This window comes from Arthrobacter sp. FW305-BF8 (assembly GCF_021789315.1).
Lineage (GTDB): Bacteria > Actinomycetota > Actinomycetes > Actinomycetales > Micrococcaceae > Arthrobacter.
Window position 1 is genome coordinate 308,690 of sequence record NZ_CP084561.1, and the last position, 19,745, is coordinate 328,434.

Consider the following 19,745-nt stretch of genomic DNA (forward strand, 5'->3'; position numbering starts at 1 on the left):
CTCTCCCTAGCTATCGGCCGCGGACGATGCGCGTGCAGTTACTGATTCCGTGGCGGTGGCAGCGGTGTACCGGCTGGCCGGACGCTGCAGGCCCAGCAGGTGCCGGAAGCTGGAACCCGTCTGCTGCGGGGCGAGCACGCCCCGGCGCCGGAGGGCGGGAAGCACCAGCTGGGCCAGCTCCTCCAGGTCCACGTCCAGGACCGCCGGGTGGAGGCGAACGCCGTCGGCAGTCTCCAAAATGGAGGCCAGTAGCCCGGTGAGCTCCGCAGCGGTGCCGACGAAACGGGCACGGCTGCTCTGCCAGGGAGTGTGCGCATCCAGCTCGGCGAGGCGCCCGGCGGCGCTTTGCCCGCGGGCGTCGAGGACGACGTCGAGCTCGGCGATGATGGCCGCCGCGGGAGCGGCGGCGCGGGCCTCGGCGATCTCACCGGCCAGCAGCTCGGGCGTGGGTGCGGAGACGAGCACGGCGTCGGCCGCCCCTGCGGACAGCTGGTCAGCGCCCAGCAGGCCGGCTGGCGCGAGGACCGGCAGCTGGCCCTGCAGCGGCCGGGGAATGATGGACGGGCCCTTCACCGAGTAGCCGGCACCGCCGGACTCGACCGTGCTCTCGAAATCGACGTAATGCAGCTTGTCGACGTCGATGTATCGCCCGGTGGCGACGTCCCGGATCACGGCGTCGTCCTCCCAGGAATCCCAGAGCCGGCGGCTGACCTCGATCGAATCGGCCGCCTCCCGGGCCAGGCCGTCAGCAGAAACAAAGGAACGTCCGACGGCGGCGGCATCGGACGTCCGGTCCGAGGCGGCCACCAGCCAGCCGGCACGGCCGCCGGATACGTAGTCCAGGCTGGCCAGCTGCGTGGAGATGTGGAACGGCTCGGTGTAGACGGTGTCCACCTCGGGGACGAGCACGATGGAGCCTGTAACAGGCCCGGCAAAGGCGGCACGCTGCAGGGCGTTCAGCCGGCCAGGGATGTCCCGGCCGCCGGGATCGGAAGACGCGGGCGTCAGCGGTCCGTCCGCGAACGTGGCCACGTGGAACCCGGCCGATTCCGCGGCCAGCACCGTGGCACGGACGCGCGTTCCGTCGAGCAGTTCGGCGGGAGTGTGCCGCGCCTTGCGCCAGGCGGCGGGGTGCGCTCCGTCGCCGTCCAGTTCGAGGGCGAGGAAACCTTGGGCTGCAGTGCTCACTGTTCAGCCTGCCTTTCGTGGGGGTTCTGTTCGCCCGCTTCGATGGCCACAGTCAGGCGGTTTTCGGCCGGCGGCAGCGGGCAGGTGGCGAGGTCGGTGTAGGCGCACGGCAGGTTCACCGCGCGGTTGAAATCCAGGTTTACGCGGCCGTCGGCGTCCGGTGGGCCCACCGTGAGCGAGCGGTTCGCTGCGTAGGTGGTCTTGCCGGACGTTGCGTCCGTGAACAGCACAGACAACGTGCCCGGTGCGTGGCCGTTGAAGGCCGTGAGCGTGAGGTCCTCGCCTTCCAGCGTGAACCGGATCTCGCCGGGTGCCTCGTACACGTGCACGATGCCCTCGACGGCGGCCCCGACGGTCGTCGGCCGGGGCGACTCGAAGGCCACGTATTCGCCGTCGACGGCGTAGCGCGGGTCCGGGGCGTAGGCCGGCGTGCCGCGGTACTCGTTGAGCAGAGGGTTCTCCGGGTGCCGGGGCCGGACGATGTATTCACCGCCGCGCTTGGCGAGTTCGACGACGGCGGGACCCGCGGTGAGGTTGATGCCCTCCCGCTCGGCGATCGGATCGAAGACGACGGCCGTACCTCCGTCCTTAACTGAGTTGTCGTTCAGCTCCCGGCCGTCCCGCAGCAGGCTTTCACCGGCCTCCAAAACCACCGTGACGGCGTCATCCTGCACGCTCCAGAGGCCCGGAACGCCGTCGAGCCGGGAGGGTTCGGCACCCAGCCAGTGGAGGTGGGTGACGGCGAGGAAGCCGTGCGGATCGGCGCGGCGGCGCTCATGCGCGGCGTGCCACTGCTCCCACTCGGCCGCGAAGGCGGTGGTGGTTTCAACCTGGGACTTCACTTGGATGCCCCCGTCTCTGTTGTTCCCGTCTGCGTGGAAGCAAAGTTGGCCTCAGTCACCGTCTTGGATTCCGGCAGGGCTTCTTCGGACAATCCCCAGCGGTCCAGCACCTTGGCGTAGGAGCCGTCCTTGATGGCGGAGTTCAGCGCCTCGGTGATCACCGGCGCCAGCCCATTGCCCTTGAGCGAGGTGGCGGCCACCAGGGTCTCGGACGGCCAGCCGGCGTTGACCTTGCCGACGATCTTCAGGTCGTCCCGGGTGTTCTCCCGGTACACCGTGGAGGGGTACGGCGCGATGTTGAGATCGGTCCGGCCGGAGGACAATGCAAGGATGGTGTCGGCGTCGGACGAGTAGTACTGGAGCACAGCCGGATCCTTGCCCTCGGCTTCGAGCTCCTTGTTCCAGGCCAGCAGGATCTTCTCCTGGTTGGTGCCGGAGCCCACGGAGACCTTCAGCCCGGAGATGTCGTCGGCACCCTGGATGTTGTAGGACGAGGACTTCTTCGCCTCGAAGCCCATGTACGCCGCCCGGTAGCTGGCGAAGTCGAACAGCTTCACCCGGTCCTTGTTGATGCCCACGTTGGAGAACACGGCCTCGAAGTCGCCGGACTGGGTCTTCAGGGGCCAGTTCTCCCAGGATGTGACCTGGATGTCCAGCTCCAGGCCCAGCTTGTCCGCCACGAGCTGGGCGATGTCCAGCTCGGAGCCGATGGGCGTCTTGTCGTCCGTGGCGTGGAAGGACAGCGGGATGGAGCCGGCGGTGGTGGCCACCGTGAGCTTGCCGTCCTTGCCGATGAGCGCGGGCACCTTGGCTGCCAGTTCGGCGTCCTTTTCGGCGCGGATCCGCTGCTGGTCGGGGGAGGTGTTGTAGACGACGCCGTTGCGGGCCGCCGTCGTCGCCGCACCTGATGCGGCACCTGCTGGACCGCCCGAGGCTGCGGCGCCGGGGTCGGAGCAGGCGGACAGGGCCGCGGTGCTGAGCAGCGTGCCGAGAAGCACGACGGCGGGCAGCGCGCCGCTGGGGCGCTGGCTGGAGAAGAGTGCCATGGGGGGTCCTTAGATGTTGAAGGCGGGTTCGATCACCTTGGAGAAGAAACTCCGGGTGCGTTCTTCGCGCGGGTTCGTGAAAATGTCTTGGGGATTGCCCTGTTCGACGATCTGGCCCTGGTCCATGAACACCACGGTGTCCGCCACGTCGCGGGCAAAACCCATCTCATGGGTGACGATGATCAGGGTGGTGCCGGACTTGGCCAGCTCGCGGATCACGTCCAGCACCTCGTTGACCAGTTCGGGGTCGAGGGCGGAGGTGGGCTCGTCGAAGAGCAGGATCTTGGGGTCGAGGGCCAGCGCCCGGGCGATGGCGACGCGCTGCTGCTGGCCGCCGGACAGCTGGCGGGGATAGGCGCCGGCGCGGTCCCGCAGGCCCACCCGGTCCAGGAGTTCCAGGCCGCGCTCGCGGGCCTCCGCCTGGGACCGTCCCTGCGCGACGACGGGTGCCTCAGTCACGTTCTCCAGCGCCGTCAGGTGCGGGAACAGGTTGAAGTTCTGGAATACCATGCCGATTTCGGTGCGCTGTTTCAGGATGTCCCGTTCCGGCAGCTCGTGCAGCTTGTTGCCCTTGACCCGGTAGCCCACCAGCTGGCCGTCGATGGCGATGAACCCGGCATCCACCTTTTCCAGGTGGTTGATGGTCCGCAGCAGTGTGGACTTTCCGGATCCGGACGGGCCGACGATGACGGCCACGCCGCCGGGCTCCACCGTCAGGGAGATGCCCTTCAGGACCTCGGTGGTGCCAAATGACTTCCGGACCTTCGTGATTTCCACCAGTCCGCGGGTGGAGGCGGGGGCTTCAAGAGTTGTGCTCATCGGAATCATTTCCTTCCGGTGGTGCTGGCGGGTCCGGTGGTGCCGGCCGGTGCATGGGTGGCGAAGAACTTCCGGGCCTTCTGCAGCGGTGTGAGGGGCAGGGTGCGCACGGCTCCCTTGGAGTAGTGGCGTTCGATGTAGTACTGGAACACGCTGAGCACGGAGGTGATCACCACGTACCAGAGCGTGGCCACGAGCAGCAGCGGCAGGACCTGCTGGGTGCGGTTGTAAATCACCTGGACCGTGTAGAAGAGCTCCGAGTAGGCCAGGACGTAGACGATCGAGGTGCCCTTGACCAGGCCGATGATCTCGTTGAAGGCCGTGGGCAGGATGGCGCGCATGGCCTGGGGCAGCACGATCCGGGTGGACCTGCGCCAGGCGGGAATACCCAGGGCGGCTGCTGCCTCGAGCTGGCCCTGGTCCACGGACAGGATGCCGCCGCGGATGATCTCGGCCGAGTAGGCGGCCTGGTTCAGTGTCAGGCCGAGCACGGCGGCAGCAAACTGGCTGATCAGGGTGGTGGTCTGCGCCTCGAAGAAGCGGATGTCCGTGAACGGAATGCCTAAGCTGATCTTCTCGTAGAGGTAACCCAGGTTGTACCAGAGGAGCATCTGGACCAGCAGCGGCGTGGAGCGGAAGATCCACGAAAACGTCCAGGACACGGAGACCAGCAGCGGTGAAGCGGAAAGCCGCATGAGGGCGAGGATGAAGCCCAGGATGAAGCCGAGGACTCCGGAGATGGCCGTGAGCTTGAGGGTTTCCACCAGGCCGTTCACCACGGACTTGGCGGTGAACCACTGGGCCACCACGCCCCACTCCCAGCGCGGGTTCGTGGCCAGGGACCACGCCACCGCCGCTACTCCGAGCGCCACCAGTACGGTGCCCACCCAGCGCCACGGGCGGCGTGCAGGAACCAGGCGGTAGTCGGCGTAGTCGACGGCGGCACGAAGGTCCGCGGGGGCGGCCGGCACTGCCGGGGCTTGGGTCTCCCCGGTTTGGGTCTCGGGGGCCGGTTTCTCAGTGGGGGGTTGGGCCGTCCTGGTTGCTGCTGAACTCATGCGCCATCTCGCTTCTTCCGGCTGGTGCTTCGGGGGTAGTTGGCTGCAAATCTAGGCGCGCCCGGAAGGTCCGGCAAAGCGGTCCGTTGCAATCGTTCACGTGGCTTAGCGTGGCGTCATGAGTCGAATTCTTGCGTGGATTTACGCGCCGTTACGCGGGGTGAACGGCCGTGACAGGGCCCTCGACCGGCGGTTTGTCCAGACCCTAGATTGAGGGCCGAACCCGTTTTCAAGGGGCCCTTTCTCACCAGGAGTTTCCGATGCCAGCGCAGCACCCATCCGTGGTTTTCATTGGCGGTGGCCCGCGCACGGCCGGCATCCTCGAGCGGCTCGCGGCCAACCGGCGCGGGCTTGCGGACGACGCAGCGCAAATTCACCCCATGCAGATCCACGTCGTGGAGCCGCATGAACCCGGTTCCGGCAGGATCTGGCGCTATGACCAGGAGCCTGGCCTCATGATGAATTCCCAGGCGGCGGACGTCACCATGTTCACCGACTCCTCGGTGGTCTGCGACGGGCCGGCCATCGACGGGCCGGGGCTCGCTGCCTGGGCCGCCGGGATCCTGGACGGTTCCATCACCGACGCGCCGGCCATGCCGCCGCACCTGCAGGAACAGCTGCGCTCCCTGAAGGGCGATTCCTTTGCCACCCGCCAGATGCAAAGCAAGTACCTCGAGTGGTTCTTCCGCCGCGCCGTCCGCGCCCTCGGCAGCGACGCCCGGGTCACCGTCCACCGCGACACCGCTGTCAGCATCGATCCGCTGGGCGAACTGCGTGACGGCGGACCCGGCGAACAGCAGCCCGGCGACGGCGGGTACAGCGTGAGGCTGGCCAGCGGCGGCACGCTGCACGCCGACGTCGTGGTTACCGCGCTGGGGCACACGGACGCGGAACCGGATGCCCGCTCCGCCGGCTGGTCCGCGTTCGCGGCCAGGCACGGCGGGTTCCATGCGGCACCCAGCTACACCACCGACGTCGACTATTCCCCGATCGCCCCCGGCGAGGACGTCATTGTCTCCGGCATGGGCCTGGCCTTCGTGGACCTGCTGGTGCTTCTCACCGAAGGCCGCGGCGGCCGTTTCGAGGAGACGGCCGACGGCGGGCTGCGCTACCTTCCGTCCGGAGCCGAGCCAAGGCTGTGGGCAGGGTCGCGGCGTGGCGTGCCGTTCCACTCCAAGATCTCCGTGGCTCTGCGCGGAGAGCCGGCGGCGGCGCCGAGATTCTTCACCGCCGACGCCGTGGGCGCGCTCCTGGCGGAGCACGCCGAACTGGACTTCCGCACCCACCTCTGGCCCCTGATAGCGAAGGACGCCGGCTACGGGTATTACCGCGAGCTGTTCACCGGCAGCCCGGAGCGCGTTGCGCTGGGCTGGGACGAATTTGCCGGGCGCTTTGCCGCCCTTGACTGGTACAGCAGCGCGCGCCAGGAACTCGTCGCCGCAGCCGTGCCGGACGCGGAGCTGCACCTGGACCTCGAACGGCTGGACAAGCCGTTCAGCGGACGGTTCTTTGCCGGCCACGATGACGTCCAGGCGGCCTTGGCCGGCTACATCGAACGTGACCTCGAGCTGCGCACCGGACCGGATCACCCGGAAACGCTGGCGCTGTTCATGGCCCTGTTGAAGGTGTACATGGAGCTGGGCAGGATCGTCCCGCCCGAACGGCTGAACGCGCGCTCGCAGGAGGACGTCCACGGCTGGTGGCACGGGTTCTTCAGCTTTGTGGATTCGGGTCCGCCGCCCCGTCGCCTGCGCGAAATGCTGGCCGTACACCGTGCCGGACTGCTGCAGTTCCTGGGACCGGGCCTTGCTGTTGCCGCCGACGACGCCACCGGCGAGTTCGTGGCGACGTCGGGGCAGTCGCCGGTGACCGTCCGGGCGAAGGCCTTCATCGAGGCGCGGCTCCCCGGTCCCGCCGTGGCCCGTTCCGCCAACCCGCTGCTCCGCTCGCTGCATGGCACGGGCCTGGGCGCTGAGCAGCACCTGCTCACGTCCGACGGCGGCCACTCCACCGGCCGGCTCCTGGTCACCTCGGGCCACCGGATTGTGGGTCGCACCGGCGAAACCCGCAGCCGCCTGTTCGGAATCGGGCCCGGCACCTCCGGCTGGGGTGCGGGCGCGTTTGCCCGGCCTGGCACCAACGCGGCGCCGTTCCGGGAGAACGACGCCCTCGCGCGAAGGATCCTCACTGCAGTGTCACGCTCTCCGCTCACCGTCCTCGAGCTGCCCATGCACGATCCCCGCGTCCGGCCGCTCCTGGATGAGCTCGCCGTCGAGTACGACACCCGCTACGGCGACCTGTTCGGCCGGGGCGCGGCCGCGGAGGAACTGAACAGATACCCGGCCGCGGAATTCGAGGCGCCGGACGGCGCGTTGCTGATCATTCAGGAGAACGGCGAGTCCGTGGCGGGCGGCGCCTTCCGCCGGTACGACGCCGAAACCGCCGAATTTAAGCGGATCTGGACTCACTCGGCGCACCGGCGGCGGGGACTGGCCCGGCGGGTCCTGACAGAACTGGAGAGGCTGGCCGCGGAGCGCGGGTACCGCGGCGTCTTCCTGACCACGGGCCCGCGCCAGCCGGAGGCCAAGTACCTGTACCTGAACACCGGGTACGCCGCGCAGTTCGACCTCGCCGCCGACCCCGAGACCGTAGGGCCGCTGGCGTTCACAAAGGATCTGGCCGTCGTCCCTGCAGAGGACCCGGCTCAGGACGGGCGTGCGGCGCCCAGGTTCACGGGGTCTTCGTCTGTCAGGTAGGCGAATTCCGCGTGGGCCGCGAGGTCGATGCCGCGGAGCTCGTCCTCTTCGTGGATGCGCAGCCCCATGGCCATGTCCACCACCTTGGCAATCACCCAGGTCATGCCGAAGGAGTAGGTCAGCACGGCAACGGTCGCGACTGACTGAATGCCCAGCTGCTGCAGGCCGCCGCCGTACAACAGGCCGCTGATGCCGTTGGGCGCGCTGCTGGTGGCGAAGATGCCGATGAGGAGCGTGCCGATGATGCCGCCCACGAGGTGCACGCCCACCACGTCCAGTGAGTCGTCGAAGCCGAGGCGGAACTTCCATTCGATCGCCAGCGAGCAGACAGCGCCGGCGATCGCGCCGATGGCCACGGCGCCCAGCGGACTGACAGCGCCGCAGGCAGGAGTGATGGCCACAAGCGCGGCGATCAGGCCTGAGGCGGCGCCCATGCTGGTGGTGGCCCCGTGCCTGATCCGTTCAGCGAGTGCCCAGGCGAGCAGCCCCGCCGCGGCGGCCACCGCGGTGTTGAGGAACACCACGGACGCAGCGTGCCCGGCGGCCAGCGCAGAGCCTGCGTTGAAGCCGAACCAGCCGATCCAGAGCAGGCCCGCGCCCACCAGCACCAGGGGCCGGCTGTGCGGCTTGGAGTGTTCCATCTTGGGCCAGCCGGAGCTGCGGCCCAGGACCAGGGCCAGGGCGAGGGCGGCGGCGCCGGCGTTCATGTGCACTGCTGTTCCGCCGGCGTAGTCGATGGCCTTGATGCCATTGGCGATCCAGCCACCGGTCACCGAGCCGTCGGCGGAGTTGAACGCGAAGACCCAGTGCGCGATGGGAAAGTAGACCAGCGTGGCCCAGACGCCGGCAAACATCATCCACGCGCCGAACTTCATGCGCCCGGCGGCGGCACCGGCAACCAGGGCGGTGGTGACGCAGGCGAAGAACAGCTGGAAGGACGTGAACAGCGCTGCCGGCAGGGCGGCATCGGGATTATCCTTCAGCATCGACTCGAGGCCTGCGTACTCCGTAACGTCCCCGATCAGGCCCAGGCCGTTCACGGAATTGCCAAAGGCCATCGAGTATCCAAACAGTGCCCACAGCACGGCAACCAGGCTGGCTCCGCCGAAGCACATCATCATCATGTTCAGGATCCGGCGGGACCCCACCATGCCCCCATAGAAGAGGGCCAGGGCGGGAATCATCATGCACACCAGTGCGGAACTTGCGAGGATCCAGGCAACATCTCCAGCGTTCATTTCGAACTCCACTCAAAAAATCGGTGGGTGGCATTTTGCTGAGACCCGGACGAATGCCGTTAGTCCCCACAACATAGGACTCCGGAAACCGCGGTAGGTTTCGGGCATGTAAATTGCTTGTTACCACTGTTGGCGGGTCACCGCTTTTGCTCGTTAAAACGACGGCGGCCGGCCCCCGTCAGGGCCCGCCGCCGTCGCGTCTGTGTTGGATCACGTTGTGCAGAAAAGCGCTCCTAATGCGTGACGCTGTGGGTGCTGTTCCCTGAGGTATCCACATCGCCCAGCCAGCCGGGCACGGCGCCTGCCACGCCCAAGGATCCAATGGCGATCACCCCCACCACCGCCAGCGCACGGAGGTGGGCGGACGCGGTCGTCTGCCTCTCCGGCCCGCCGGTTTCGCTGCGCCTGGCGCGGAGCAGGACGACGGCGATCGCCAGGGTGCCCAGCTCGAGGAGGCAGGCGGCCACGTCGGCGAGGCCAACAGGCTCGGGCACATTGGGGTTGGGACCGAAGGGTAGCCCCGACGCGCGGGACCACGCCCACAAGACCAGCGGCACCACGGAGGCAACCACGACGGCACCGAGGACATTCACACCGGGCCGTCGCAGCAGCAGGACGCCGCCGGCCACCTCTGCCAGCGCCAGGGCAAGGAAGAAGACGCTGGCCACCACCCAGTGATTGAAGTGGTCCGGTATGGCCGCGAGATGGATGGCGGCGCAACCGAGCAGTGCCACCGCCGCCATCGTCTGCCTGAGGTCCGTGGCGTCTGTCCCGCCGAGGGTCCGGCCGCCTCTCCAAGCGGGGCGCAGGACATCCTTCCGCCGCCCCTTCTGCCTCCGGCTGACGTCCAGTCGCCCGCCCCGGATCGCCACAGTCCACCCGGTCACCACGAGGTTGGTGAGCAGGAGCAGGCCGACGCCATAGCCAAAGGCGGCCAGCTGCAGCCCCAGGGATGCCTGATCCAGCTGTTCCACGGACTGGACGGAGGACGCGTGGTGGAGGGAGCCCATGAGGTCGTGCTGCAGGGCGTAGTCCCAGGCTTCACTGGCGGCCAGTATGACGGTCCCGGCCACTGTGCCGGCGGCGGCAACCAGCAGGGCGGTTGTCAGGAAGGCCTTCTTGCCGGCAAGTACCGGCCCGAACCACCGCAGCGCCAGCGTCACGGCGGCGAGGACCGCCAGGACAAAGGCCGGCAGCAGTACAGTTGATTCCCGAAGCCAGCTCGCAAAGGGCTCCTGGGTGCGCTCGATGGCCCCCACGGCGCCCCGGAGCGACACCATCCAGAACCCGTCGGCGTAGGCCATCATCGCCGCCAGCGGGATGACCGTCAGCCACGGTACCGCGGGGCGGGCCGGCGCCGAAGCGCCGGTCCCGCTGCTGCTCCAGTGGGCGGTGCCCGCGGGGGCCGCTGTCATGGCGTGATCTCCCAGCCAAACATCATGGCGTGGTCCTCGTGTGCCAGGTTGTGGCAGTGCGCCACGTACGGTCCCACAAAGTCCCTGAAGCCGCGGTAGATGATCACCGACTCGCCGGGATCCAGGGCCACCAAGTCCTCACGCGACACATCGTCCGGATGGCCCTTGTCGCCGCCGCGGGTCACGTCCCTGTTGTTCCGCATGACGGTCCGGTGTTCCTCCATGTGCAGGTGGAACGGATGGACCCAGCCGCCGCCGCCGTTGCGGATCTCCCAGAGGTTGAAGCTGCCCTTCTTCTGCTGCGCAAGCGGTGAGCGGCCGGCACGGTTCTTCAGGCTCGTCGCCACGGTGTTCGGGGTGAAGGGCTTGCCGTTGATGAGCCACTCGGTTTCGCCGCCGCCCGAGCCGCGTTCCACCTCGAATATCAGGCGGTTGTCCAGCATGGTCTGCCAGTTGCTCGGCAGCGGCGGAAGATCGCGCATCTTCGTGGGGATCTTGCTGTCATCGGGAGCGTCGTCGCCGATCACGATCTTCAGTACGGGCACCTTGTAATTCGGGTCAGGCGAGAACCGGGAGGAGTTGCTCCACATCCGGCCGTTGGGCATCTTCATGACGTTCGTCAGGTAGATGACGTCGCCCTTGGTGGTGGGCGTACCGTCCTGGTACCGGCTGAAGTCCACCACCACTTCACGCCGCTTGGCCGGCCACAGCTCGAAGGAATCGCGCTTGATCGGGAACGGCAGCAGGCCGCCGTCGGACGCGATCTGGGTGAACTGCATGCACTGCTGGGCGTCCGGGATCCTGTACTGGCCCTCCAGTTCGTCGCCCTTGTAGCCGAGGGATACAGCTGTCTTGGGGCCCTTGGTGGAACTCATGAGCTTGAACTCGTAGATGCGGGCGATGGATGCGTCGAGGAAGCGGAAGCGGTACTTGCGCCGCTTCACCTCCAGCACCGGATTGGCGGTTCCGTTCACAGTGAAGATGTCGCCCACGAAGCCGTGGTTGGGGAAGTGCTTGTAGAACGTCTTGCCCCACCATTCGGGGTGCTTGGCCGGGTTCTTGGCGTCCGGGAACTCCTTCTGTACGTCGTGGATGTCCTTGTGCATGGTGACGCCGTCGTCCAGCCTGCAGTCGTAGAAGGCCAGCGGAATGTCGTAGTCGACGTCGAAGGATCCGTCCGAGTTGTCCTTGCGGACGCCGGGGAGCCGCAAACCCTTGGTCTCATCGCCCATGTCCATGCTGCCCTTCGGGTCATAGATGGGGTAGAGGCCCACCATGCCCTTGTAGACATTGGACCCCGTGTGGTCCATCCGGTGGTCGTGGAACCAAAAGAAGCTCTGCTTCTCGCGGTCGTCATTGCCGGCCGGCCAGTTCAGGTACAGGTTGTCGCAAAATGTCCCCGGCAGGTAGCCCTCATACTTGGGCCCGGAGACCATTGAGTAGTGCGGATTGCCGTCGCTCTCGGGCGCAGTGTGGCCGTTGTGCAGGTGGGTCAGGAAGGACCAGTCGGGCGAACCGAAGTCCTGGCGGTCCAGCCCCTTTTCGTTCTTATCCAACTGGTTCTCGAACCGGACCAGCACAGGCTTGCCATACTCTGCGTTGATCATCGGCCCGGGAAAGGTCCCGTTGAAGCTGTAGATGGTGCTGTATGGCAGCTTCCTGATTGTGCCGGCCGGGTAGGTCTTGCCCTTGTCGTCGAACGAGATTGTGGGCCGTCCGTTGGCGTCGATGGGCAGCACATCCGACTTGGTGAATGCATGCTCGCCCAGTTTTACATCGATCTTGTACACGAGAGGGTCGGGGGATCCGATCTGATTCGGCCAGATCTGATGCCGCTCATTCTTGAACGAGCTCTGCTGGCCCTGGCCGGGGCCGGGCGGTTCGTCCCATTCGGTGTAGCCCTTGGTGGAGCTATCACCCACGGCCGGCGTGGGAGCCAAGGCCTTGGGAATGGTCAGCTCCTCGTCGAACGGCTTCAGAATCAGCGGGCTGGTGGGGAACGATTCCACATAGAACAGCAGGTCCCCGAGGGCAGTGGACGAGGCCGCGAACGCGCCGTCAGGCGAAAGGAGCCCTTTCTGCGCAAGCAGGGGGCCCGCCCAGCCCTGCGCGGCCACGAGGGCCGCCCCGGCACCTCCGGCCGCACCCAGCCGCAAGATATTGCGGCGGGACACTTCGTTTGTGGTTTTTGCGGATTCTTCTGACATGGGTATGCGCCTCCTTCGGGGCAAAAAAGAATGGCCTGGTGGGCCCCGGTATTAGAGCTGTCTCAGGGTCCTGTCCCGGCGGTTTCTTCACCGGGTAGTCCTGGCCTTGCGGAAGCCGGTTGCGCCTGTCGTTGCCCCGCGCAACTACTGTGCGGGCCGGGGCTTGGGAAAACATTGGACGAATGCGGTGCATACCCCCTCAATGAGACGGGTATAAGGGGGTGGTCGTTCCAAGGCCGCGGCCAAGTGAAGAAAGAGCACGGGCCGGAAAAGCGGGGTTGCTGGTTAAACGTTGAATCAGAAGCCCGGGCTAGAAGAGCGGGGCGAGCCCGTTCCACCCGGCGCCGATGCGCACCCGGGAGGCGAACTGGAAAGTGCCGAGCCCGGGGTAGAGCCACAGGACGCCGGCGGCGTCGCGCGCCAGCAGGTCCGGGTTGCGGTCGCCGTTGAAGTCGCCGGGACTTACGACGGCGGTCATGACGTTCCAGCCGGAACCCACCCGGACGCGGGGGAGCCAACCGCCCGTACCCGTGCCGCGGTACAGCCACAGGACGCCGGTGGCGCGCTCGCGGGCCAAGACGTCGACGCTGCCGTCGCCGTTCATGTCGCCCGGGCCCACCAGGGCGTTGAAGATGTTCCAGCCGGAGCCCACGCGGGTCCGCGGCAGGAAGCCGCCCGTGCCGTTGCCGCGGTACAGCCAGAGAAAACCGGTGGCAGACTCTCGGGCAAGGATGTCCACACGCTGGTCACCGCTGAAATCACCCGGCCCGATGATGGCGCTGATGGCGTTCCAGCCGGCGCCGATCCTGGTCCGGGGAAGGAATCCGCCGGTGCCGTTGCCGCGGTACAGCCAGAGGATGCCGGTGGCATCCTCCCGGGCGAGGACGTCCAGCGCGCCGTCGCCGTTAAGGTCGCCGGGAGTCTCAAGGGCGCTGTAGCCCCGCCAGCCGTTACTGATCCGCACGCCGGGGAGCGGACTGCCGCGGCCGTTCCCCCGATACAGCCGCAGTTCAGCCGTCGCCGTGACCCGGGCCAGAATGTCCGTGTTCCAGTCCCCGTTGAAGTCGGCCGTCGAGCGGGACAGGGTGGACGCCGGAACCGGCAGGGGAGTGAAAGCGTAGGGGTCGCAGGTCAGGTCGTAGTCCCGGGTGTCGTCGTACCACTGGGAAAGGTACACGCGGCCGCCGGAGAAGCTTGGGGTGCGGCAAAGATTCAGGGCTTCGGCGGGGAAATCCAGCCGTCCGGCGGTGGCCCACACCGGAACGCCGGAGAGCCGCCAGGAACCGGTGATGCTGGCCCAGCCCGAAGCGAACGAGTACAGGCCATAGGAATAGCCGGAATCCCGCAGCCCGCGCATGAGGCCCTCGATGATGTACCGGTTTTCGCGCTGCTGCGCCGCGCTCGCCGTGGGCCAAGGCTGGGCCGGGCGTGGTTCGACGTCGATCCACACCACGCGCGGCGCAAACGGAACCCGCGCCAGGCTGGCAACCGCAAACCGTGCTTCGGCGTAGCCGACGTTGGAAAGCTGCCCCGCCCGGGTGGCTGCCGACCACGGTCCCGAGGACCGGTGGGCGGTGAGCTGGGCGGCCGTGGGGAAGGCGGCCATGGTGTAGGCCTGGGCCGGTTTCCGGTTGCTGGACGCCCAGGCAACCTGGCTGGCCAGGCACGGGTTCTCCGTGAAGGGCAGTCCCTTCGTCAGCCCGATCACCACGAACTGGGACGCCGCCGGCGGGAGGGGCAGGCCAAAGCCGCCCATCGACGTCGGGCACTGGGGCCAGGAGATGTCATGGCCCTTGAGTGAAACTGCGCGTGCAGGAGCGGCGCCGGGCAGGTACCCAAGGAGGAAGGCGAGCAGGAGCAGGAGGCCCGTCAGCATGTGCCGTGCGGAAGATCCGGCCCCAGAATGATGAACTTTTCCGTTCATCGCCAGCGCTCCTTTGCTCCCATCAGTTTACGTCCCGCCGCGTCTATTCGTGCTTCCGGCTTGGGTCGCGCACAATTACCCCATGGCAAAAACCAGTGCCCGGATGCCCCGGCTTGAGGATGTGGCTGAGCGTGCGGGAGTCTCGCACCAGACCGTGTCGCGGGTGATCAACAACCACCCCAACGTCAGCAAGGCCACGCGTGAGCGCGTCGAGGCGGCCATTGCCGAGCTGGGTTACCGGCGCAACACCGCGGCGCGGAGCCTGGTGACCCGGAAGTCGCAGACCATAGGAGTGCTGGGCAGCGAGCTTTCCCAGTACGGTCCGGCCAACACCTTGCTGGGCGTTGAGCATGCCGCGCGCGATGCCGGCTACTTCGTCAGCATCGCGGCCCTGCGGGCAGTGAGCCGCGAGGCCATCTTCGATGCCATCCGGCACTTCCTGGATCAGTCGGTGGACGGCATTGTGGTGATCGTGCCGCATTCCGAGACGCTCCTTGCCCTCGAGGAACTGAAACCCGGGGTGCCCGTGGTGGCCGTGGGATCGCTGGGCAGCGAGTCGGTGAGCGGCGCCATGGTGGACCAGAAGCGGGGAGCCGAGCTCGCCGTCGGGCATTTGATTGAGCAGGGCCACCGCCGGATCGGCCACATTGCCGGCCCGCAGGACTGGATCGACGCCGTGGCGCGCGCCGAGGGCTGGAGCGCGGCCCTGCGCGCGGCCGGCCTGGATGACAATCTTGTGGTCGAGGGCGACTGGAGCGCCGGCAGCGGCTATGAGATCGGGCGGAAGCTGGCTGCGGAACGGACCGCAACGGCGCTGTTCGTGGGCAATGACCAGATGTCCCTGGGCTTGCTCCGCGCCTTCAGCGAAGCGGGCGTCCGCGTGCCGGAGGACGTCTCGGTGGTGGGCTTTGACGACCAGCCGGAGTCGGGCTATTTCACGCCACCCCTTACCACCGTGCGGCAGGACTTCGAGGAGCTCGGCCGGCGCTGCATGGATCTGATGCTGAGCGCCATCGAGAACGGGGACACGGTGAGCACCACGGTGGTGGAGCCAGAACTCGTGGTCCGCGGGAGTACCGCCGCCCCTGCCTGAGGGCACCGGTCCCGAGTCAGTGATCGAGGGCACTTGACGCAGCAAGTTGTTAGCGCTCACAATAGTTTCAGCCCGGAAAGCAAACGGGCCTTTATCTGGAGGATTCATGGACGTCACAGCAGACGGCAGCGAAAACTATGTCATCGGGGTGGACTACGGCACCCTGTCCGGCCGGGCCGTGGTTGTGCGGGTCCGGGACGGCAAGGAACTCGGCAGCGGCGTGTTCGACTACCCGCACGCGGTAGTCACCGAAGCGCTCCCCGCGGATGTCGCTGGTGCTGCTGATGGAACAGCCGCCAGGCTCCCCGGTGAATGGGCCCTGCAGGTACCCAACGACTACCGGGACGTGCTGCGGCACGCTGTTCCCGCCGCGATTGCGGACGCCGGAATCGACCCGGCCGCCGTCGTTGGAATTGCCACGGACTTCACCGCCTGCACCATGGTTCCCGTCAAAGCCGACGGCACCCCGCTCAACGAACTGCCCGGCTACGCCAACCGGCCGCACGCCTACGTCAAGCTCTGGCGCCACCACGCCGCGCAGGGCCAGGCCGACAGGATCAACGCCCTGGCCGCCGAGCTGGGCGAGTCCTGGCTGCCGCGCTATGGCGGGCTGATTTCGTCCGAGTGGGAGTTTGCCAAAGGACTGCAGCTGCTGGAGGAGGACCCCGAGGCTTACGCCGAGATGGACCATTGGGTGGAGGCTGCCGACTGGATCGTCTGGCAGCTCTGCGGCAACTACGTCCGCAACGCCTGCACCGCCGGCTACAAGGGCATCTACCAGGACGGGCACTACCCGTCTGAGGAGTTCCTCGCCGCCCTGAACCCGCAGTTCAAGGACTTCGTGAGCGCCAAGCTGGACCACACCATCGGCCGCCTGGGCGACGCCGCGGGTTACCTGACCGCCGAGGCCGCCGCCTGGACCGGACTGCCGGAGGGCATCGCCGTCGCCGTGGGCAACGTGGATGCGCACGTCACCGCCCCGGCAGCGAAGGCTGTGGAGCCGGGCCAGCTCGTGGCCATCATGGGCACCTCCACCTGCCACGTCATGAACGGCGCGGAGCTCCATGAGGTGCCGGGAATGTGCGGCGTGGTGGACGGCGGCATCGTCGACGGGCTCTGGGGCTACGAGGCCGGACAGTCCGGCGTGGGCGACATTTTCGGCTGGTTCACCAAGTACGGTGTCCCGCCCGAATACCATCAGGCCGCGGCCGACGCCGGGCAGGGCATCCACGAATACCTGACGGACCTGGCGTCCGGGCAGGCGATCGGCCAGCACGGCCTGATCTCCCTCGACTGGCACTCGGGCAACCGCTCCGTGCTGGTGGACCACGAGCTTTCCGGCGTGGTTGTGGGTCAGACCCTCGCCACCCGGCCCGAGGACATCTACCGGGCGCTGCTCGAGGCCACCGCCTTCGGCACCCGCACCATCGTGGAGGCTTTCCGGGATTCCGGCGTTCCGGTGAAGGAATTCATCGTGGCCGGCGGCCTGCTGAAGAACAAGCTCCTGATGCAGATCTACTCCGACGTGACCGGCCTCCAGCTCTCCACCATCGGTTCCACCCAGGGCCCGGCCCTGGGTTCGGCCATCCACGCGGCCGTTGCCGCAGGGAAGTACGCCGATGTCCGGGCCGCGTCCGAGGCGATGGGTGCCGCACCGGGCGCCGTCTACACTCCGATCCCGGAGAACGTCGCGGCGTACGACGAACTGTTCCGCGAGTACCGGACCCTGCACGACTACTTCGGCCGGGGAACCAACGAGGTCATGCACCGGCTCAAGGCCATCCAGCGCAACGCTGCGCACCTAAACACACAGTCCCTGCAAACTGAGTCCCTGACCACTGAGGAGATTTCGGCGTGAGCGCACTGCTGGAAACCATTGCCCGTATCCGCCGTGAGGTCTGCGAACTGCACGCCGAGCTGACCCGGTATGGCCTTGTGGTCTGGACGGCAGGGAATGTCTCCGGCCGGATCCCCGGCTACGACCTCATGGTCATCAAGCCCTCCGGCGTCTCCTACGACGACCTGGCCCCGGAACTCATGGTGGTCACCGACCTCTACGGCATCCCGGTCAGCAGCCTGAGCGCAGACGCCGACGGCGTTCCGGCCCAGTGGGACAACCCGGACCTCACGCCGTCGTCCGATACCGCCGCGCACGCCTACGTCTACCGGAACATGCCCGACGTCGGCGGCGTGGTCCACACCCACTCGACCTACGCCACGGCTTGGGCAGCGCGCGGTGAGGAGATCCCGTGCGTGCTCACGATGATGGGCGATGAATTCGGCGGCCCCATCCCGGTGGGCCCGTTCGCGCTCATCGGCGACGATTCGATCGGCCGCGGCATTGTGGAAACACTGCGCGGATCCAACTCCCCGGCGGTGCTCATGCAGAACCACGGCCCGTTCACCATCGGCAAGGACGCCCGCTCGGCAGTCAAGGCCGCCGTCATGTGCGAGGAAGTGGCCCGCACGGTCCACGTTTCCCGGCAGCTCGGTGAACCGCTGGCCATCGACCCGGCCCAGATCGAGTCGCTCTACGACCGCTACCAGAACGTTTACGGCCGCTAGTTCCGGCCCCACCGCGGCCCCCACACCGCGGCCTCACACCCAAGATTTTCAAAGGAGACACCAATGCCCAGCGCCCACAACACCTCTCTCGAGCACTACGAGGTCTGGTTCCTCACCGGCAGCCAGCACCTCTACGGCGAGGATGTTCTGAAGCAGGTGGCGGCCCAGTCCCAGGAGATCGCCGCCGCCCTGAACGAGTCCTCGGACGTCCCGGTCAAGCTCGTCTGGAAGCCCGTGCTGACGGACTCGGACGCCATCCGCCGGACCGCGCTGGAAGCCAACTCGGACGATTCCGTGATCGGCGTGACGGCCTGGATGCACACGTTCTCCCCGGCCAAGATGTGGATCCAGGGCCTCGACCTGCTCCGCAAGCCGCTGCTGCACCTGCACACCCAGGCCAACGTGGAACTGCCGTGGGCGGACATCGACTTCGACTTCATGAACCTGAACCAGGCCGCGCACGGCGACCGCGAGTTCGGCTACATCCAGTCCCGGCTGGGGGTACCGCGCAAGACCGTGGTGGGCCACGTGTCCAACCCGGAGGTCGCCCGCCAGGTGGGCGTCTGGCAGCGCGCCTCCGCCGGCTGGGCCGCCGTCCGGAACCTGAGGCTGACCCGCTTCGGGGACAACATGCGCAACGTCGCCGTCACCGAAGGCGACAAGACCGAGGCGGAGCTGCGCTTCGGCGTCTCGGTCAACACCTGGTCCGTCAACGAGCTCGCCGACGCCGTGCACGCCGCCGCGGAGTCCGACGTCGACACTTTGGTTGCCGAGTACGAGCGGCTTTACGACGTAGCGCCGGAGCTCCGCTCCGACGGAGCGCGCCATGAGTCCCTCCGCTACAGCGCCCGCATCGAGCTCGGACTGCGCAGCTTCCTCGAAGCCAACGGCTCCGCCGCCTTCACCACATCCTTCGAGGACCTCGGCGAACTGCGGCAGCTGCCGGGCATGGCCGTCCAGCGGCTCATGGCCGACGGCTACGGCTTCGGTGCCGAGGGCGACTGGAAGACCGCCATCCTGATCCGCGCCGCCAAGGTCATGGGCGCCGGGCTGCCTGGTGGCGCCTCGCTGATGGAGGACTACACCTACCACCTGGTGCCCGGCCAGGAGAAGATCCTGGGCGCCCACATGCTGGAGGTCTGCCCCTCGCTGACGGCCTCCAAGCCGCGCGTCGAAATCCACCCGCTGGGCATCGGCGGCAAGGAAGACCCGGTCCGCATGGTCTTCGACACTGACGCCGGCCCCGGTGTCGTCGTCGCCCTGTCCGACATGCGCGACCGGTTCCGCCTGGTCGCCAACGCCGTCGACGTCGTCGACCTCGACGAGCCGCTGCCCAACCTGCCCGTAGCGCGGGCCCTCTGGGAACCGAAGCCCGACTTCGCCACCTCCGCCGCAGCCTGGCTGACGGCCGGGGCCGCGCACCACACCGTCCTTTCCACCCAGGTGGGCGTGGACGTGTTCGAGGACTTCGCCGAGATCGCGCAGACCGAGCTGCTCACCATCGACGAAGGCACCACCCTCAAGCAGTTCAAGAAGGAACTGGCCTGGAACGCCGCCTACTACAGGCTGGCCGGCAGGCTGTGACCGAGCCCGG

General features: G+C 67.5%; 14 protein-coding genes and 1 pseudogene. 6 read left to right on the top strand and 9 right to left on the bottom strand.

The annotated features are described in order from the left end of the window. Positions 1–6: 6 nt before the first annotated feature. From LFT45_RS01385 to LFT45_RS01405, 5 genes are read right to left on the bottom strand one after another with little or no spacing between them, the layout of a single operon-like run. Positions 7–1,188 carry an LLM class flavin-dependent oxidoreductase gene (locus LFT45_RS01385; protein ID WP_236806184.1) on the bottom strand — a complete coding sequence of 394 codons (1,182 nt, stop codon included), beginning with the start codon at positions 1,186–1,188 and terminating at the stop codon, positions 7–9. Then, positions 1,185–2,030, bottom strand: coding sequence for a DUF1684 domain-containing protein (locus LFT45_RS01390; RefSeq protein WP_236806185.1), 846 nt, complete (start codon positions 2,028–2,030; stop codon positions 1,185–1,187). Before LFT45_RS01390 ends, LFT45_RS01385 begins: the two co-directional genes overlap by 4 nt. Beyond that, positions 2,027–3,076, bottom strand: coding sequence for an ABC transporter substrate-binding protein (locus LFT45_RS01395; protein ID WP_236806186.1), 1,050 nt, complete (start codon positions 3,074–3,076; stop codon positions 2,027–2,029). The genes LFT45_RS01390 and LFT45_RS01395 overlap by 4 nt, the downstream gene beginning before the upstream one ends. Before the next feature lie 9 nt (positions 3,077–3,085). After that, positions 3,086–3,895, bottom strand: a complete 810-nt coding sequence (locus LFT45_RS01400) for an amino acid ABC transporter ATP-binding protein (protein ID WP_272912736.1) — start codon at positions 3,893–3,895, stop codon at positions 3,086–3,088. Positions 3,896–3,900: 5 nt separating this feature from the next. Further along, positions 3,901–4,953, bottom strand: coding sequence for an amino acid ABC transporter permease (locus LFT45_RS01405; protein WP_236806187.1), 1,053 nt, complete (start codon positions 4,951–4,953; stop codon positions 3,901–3,903). 260 nt (positions 4,954–5,213) lie between these two features. On the opposite strand from LFT45_RS01405, the pseudogene LFT45_RS23320 reads away from it, so the two are divergent. Together LFT45_RS23320 and LFT45_RS01415 are read left to right on the top strand one after the other, a co-directional pair. Beyond that, positions 5,214–5,774, top strand: a pseudogene (locus LFT45_RS23320) (FAD/NAD(P)-binding protein); the annotation flags it as partial. Positions 5,775–7,181: 1,407 nt separating this feature from the next. Beyond that, the gene (locus LFT45_RS01415; protein ID WP_236808776.1) at positions 7,182–7,709 is read left to right on the top strand and encodes a GNAT family N-acetyltransferase; all 528 of its coding nucleotides are present in this window, start codon (positions 7,182–7,184) and stop codon (positions 7,707–7,709) included. Here LFT45_RS01415 and LFT45_RS01420 read toward each other — a convergent pair. The 4 genes from LFT45_RS01420 to LFT45_RS01435 form a co-directional block, all read right to left on the bottom strand. Beyond that, positions 7,658–8,947 (bottom strand): ammonium transporter, encoded by a 1,290-nt coding sequence (locus tag LFT45_RS01420; RefSeq protein ID WP_236806188.1) that lies wholly within the window; start codon positions 8,945–8,947, stop codon positions 7,658–7,660. The genes LFT45_RS01415 and LFT45_RS01420 overlap by 52 nt on opposite strands. A gap of 233 nt (positions 8,948–9,180) precedes the next feature. Beyond that, positions 9,181–10,362: a hypothetical protein gene (locus LFT45_RS01425; protein ID WP_236806189.1), complete on the bottom strand. Its 1,182-nt coding sequence runs from the start codon at positions 10,360–10,362 to the stop codon at positions 9,181–9,183. Next, entirely contained in the window at positions 10,359–12,569 is a 2,211-nt protein-coding gene (locus tag LFT45_RS01430; RefSeq protein ID WP_236806190.1) for a multicopper oxidase family protein, read from the bottom strand. Before LFT45_RS01430 ends, LFT45_RS01425 begins: the two co-directional genes overlap by 4 nt. A gap of 310 nt (positions 12,570–12,879) precedes the next feature. Beyond that, a complete protein-coding gene (locus tag LFT45_RS01435; protein WP_236806191.1) occupies positions 12,880–14,493 on the bottom strand; it encodes an FG-GAP-like repeat-containing protein in 1,614 nt (537 codons plus the stop codon). Positions 14,494–14,575: 82 nt separating this feature from the next. Between LFT45_RS01435 and LFT45_RS01440 the strand changes: the two genes are divergently transcribed. The 4 genes from LFT45_RS01440 to araA all read left to right on the top strand — a co-directional run bounded on the left by LFT45_RS01440 (position 14,576) and on the right by araA (position 19,735). Next, positions 14,576–15,586, top strand: coding sequence for a LacI family DNA-binding transcriptional regulator (locus LFT45_RS01440; RefSeq protein ID WP_236806192.1), 1,011 nt, complete (start codon positions 14,576–14,578; stop codon positions 15,584–15,586). Positions 15,587–15,692: 106 nt separating this feature from the next. After that, entirely contained in the window at positions 15,693–17,444 is a 1,752-nt protein-coding gene (araB, locus tag LFT45_RS01445; RefSeq protein WP_236806193.1) for a ribulokinase, read from the top strand. Next, positions 17,441–18,151, top strand: a complete 711-nt coding sequence (locus tag LFT45_RS01450) for an L-ribulose-5-phosphate 4-epimerase (protein WP_236806194.1) — start codon at positions 17,441–17,443, stop codon at positions 18,149–18,151. Before araB ends, LFT45_RS01450 begins: the two co-directional genes overlap by 4 nt. A gap of 63 nt (positions 18,152–18,214) precedes the next feature. Then, complete coding sequence (gene araA / locus LFT45_RS01455) at positions 18,215–19,735, top strand: L-arabinose isomerase (RefSeq protein ID WP_236806195.1); 1,521 nt, start codon at positions 18,215–18,217, stop codon at positions 19,733–19,735. The last annotated feature ends 10 nt before the right edge of the window (positions 19,736–19,745 follow it).

Bases quoted from the DNA above. Each gene is read 5' to 3' on its own strand.
- araB (WP_236806193.1), top strand. From the start codon at position 15,693: ATGGACGTCACAGCAGACGGCAGCGAAAACTATGTCATCGGGGTGGAC.
- LFT45_RS01400 (WP_272912736.1), bottom strand. From the start codon at position 3,895: ATGAGCACAACTCTTGAAGCCCCCGCCTCCACCCGCGGACTGGTGGAA.
- LFT45_RS01395 (WP_236806186.1), bottom strand. From the start codon at position 3,076: ATGGCACTCTTCTCCAGCCAGCGCCCCAGCGGCGCGCTGCCCGCCGTC.
- araA (WP_236806195.1), top strand. From the start codon at position 18,215: ATGCCCAGCGCCCACAACACCTCTCTCGAGCACTACGAGGTCTGGTTC.
- LFT45_RS01405 (WP_236806187.1), bottom strand. From the start codon at position 4,953: ATGAGTTCAGCAGCAACCAGGACGGCCCAACCCCCCACTGAGAAACCG.
- LFT45_RS01420 (WP_236806188.1), bottom strand. From the start codon at position 8,947: ATGAACGCTGGAGATGTTGCCTGGATCCTCGCAAGTTCCGCACTGGTG.
- LFT45_RS01430 (WP_236806190.1), bottom strand. From the start codon at position 12,569: ATGTCAGAAGAATCCGCAAAAACCACAAACGAAGTGTCCCGCCGCAAT.
- LFT45_RS01440 (WP_236806192.1), top strand. From the start codon at position 14,576: ATGGCAAAAACCAGTGCCCGGATGCCCCGGCTTGAGGATGTGGCTGAG.
- LFT45_RS01425 (WP_236806189.1), bottom strand. From the start codon at position 10,362: ATGACAGCGGCCCCCGCGGGCACCGCCCACTGGAGCAGCAGCGGGACC.
- LFT45_RS01435 (WP_236806191.1), bottom strand. From the start codon at position 14,493: ATGAACGGAAAAGTTCATCATTCTGGGGCCGGATCTTCCGCACGGCAC.
- LFT45_RS01415 (WP_236808776.1), top strand. From the start codon at position 7,182: ATGCACGATCCCCGCGTCCGGCCGCTCCTGGATGAGCTCGCCGTCGAG.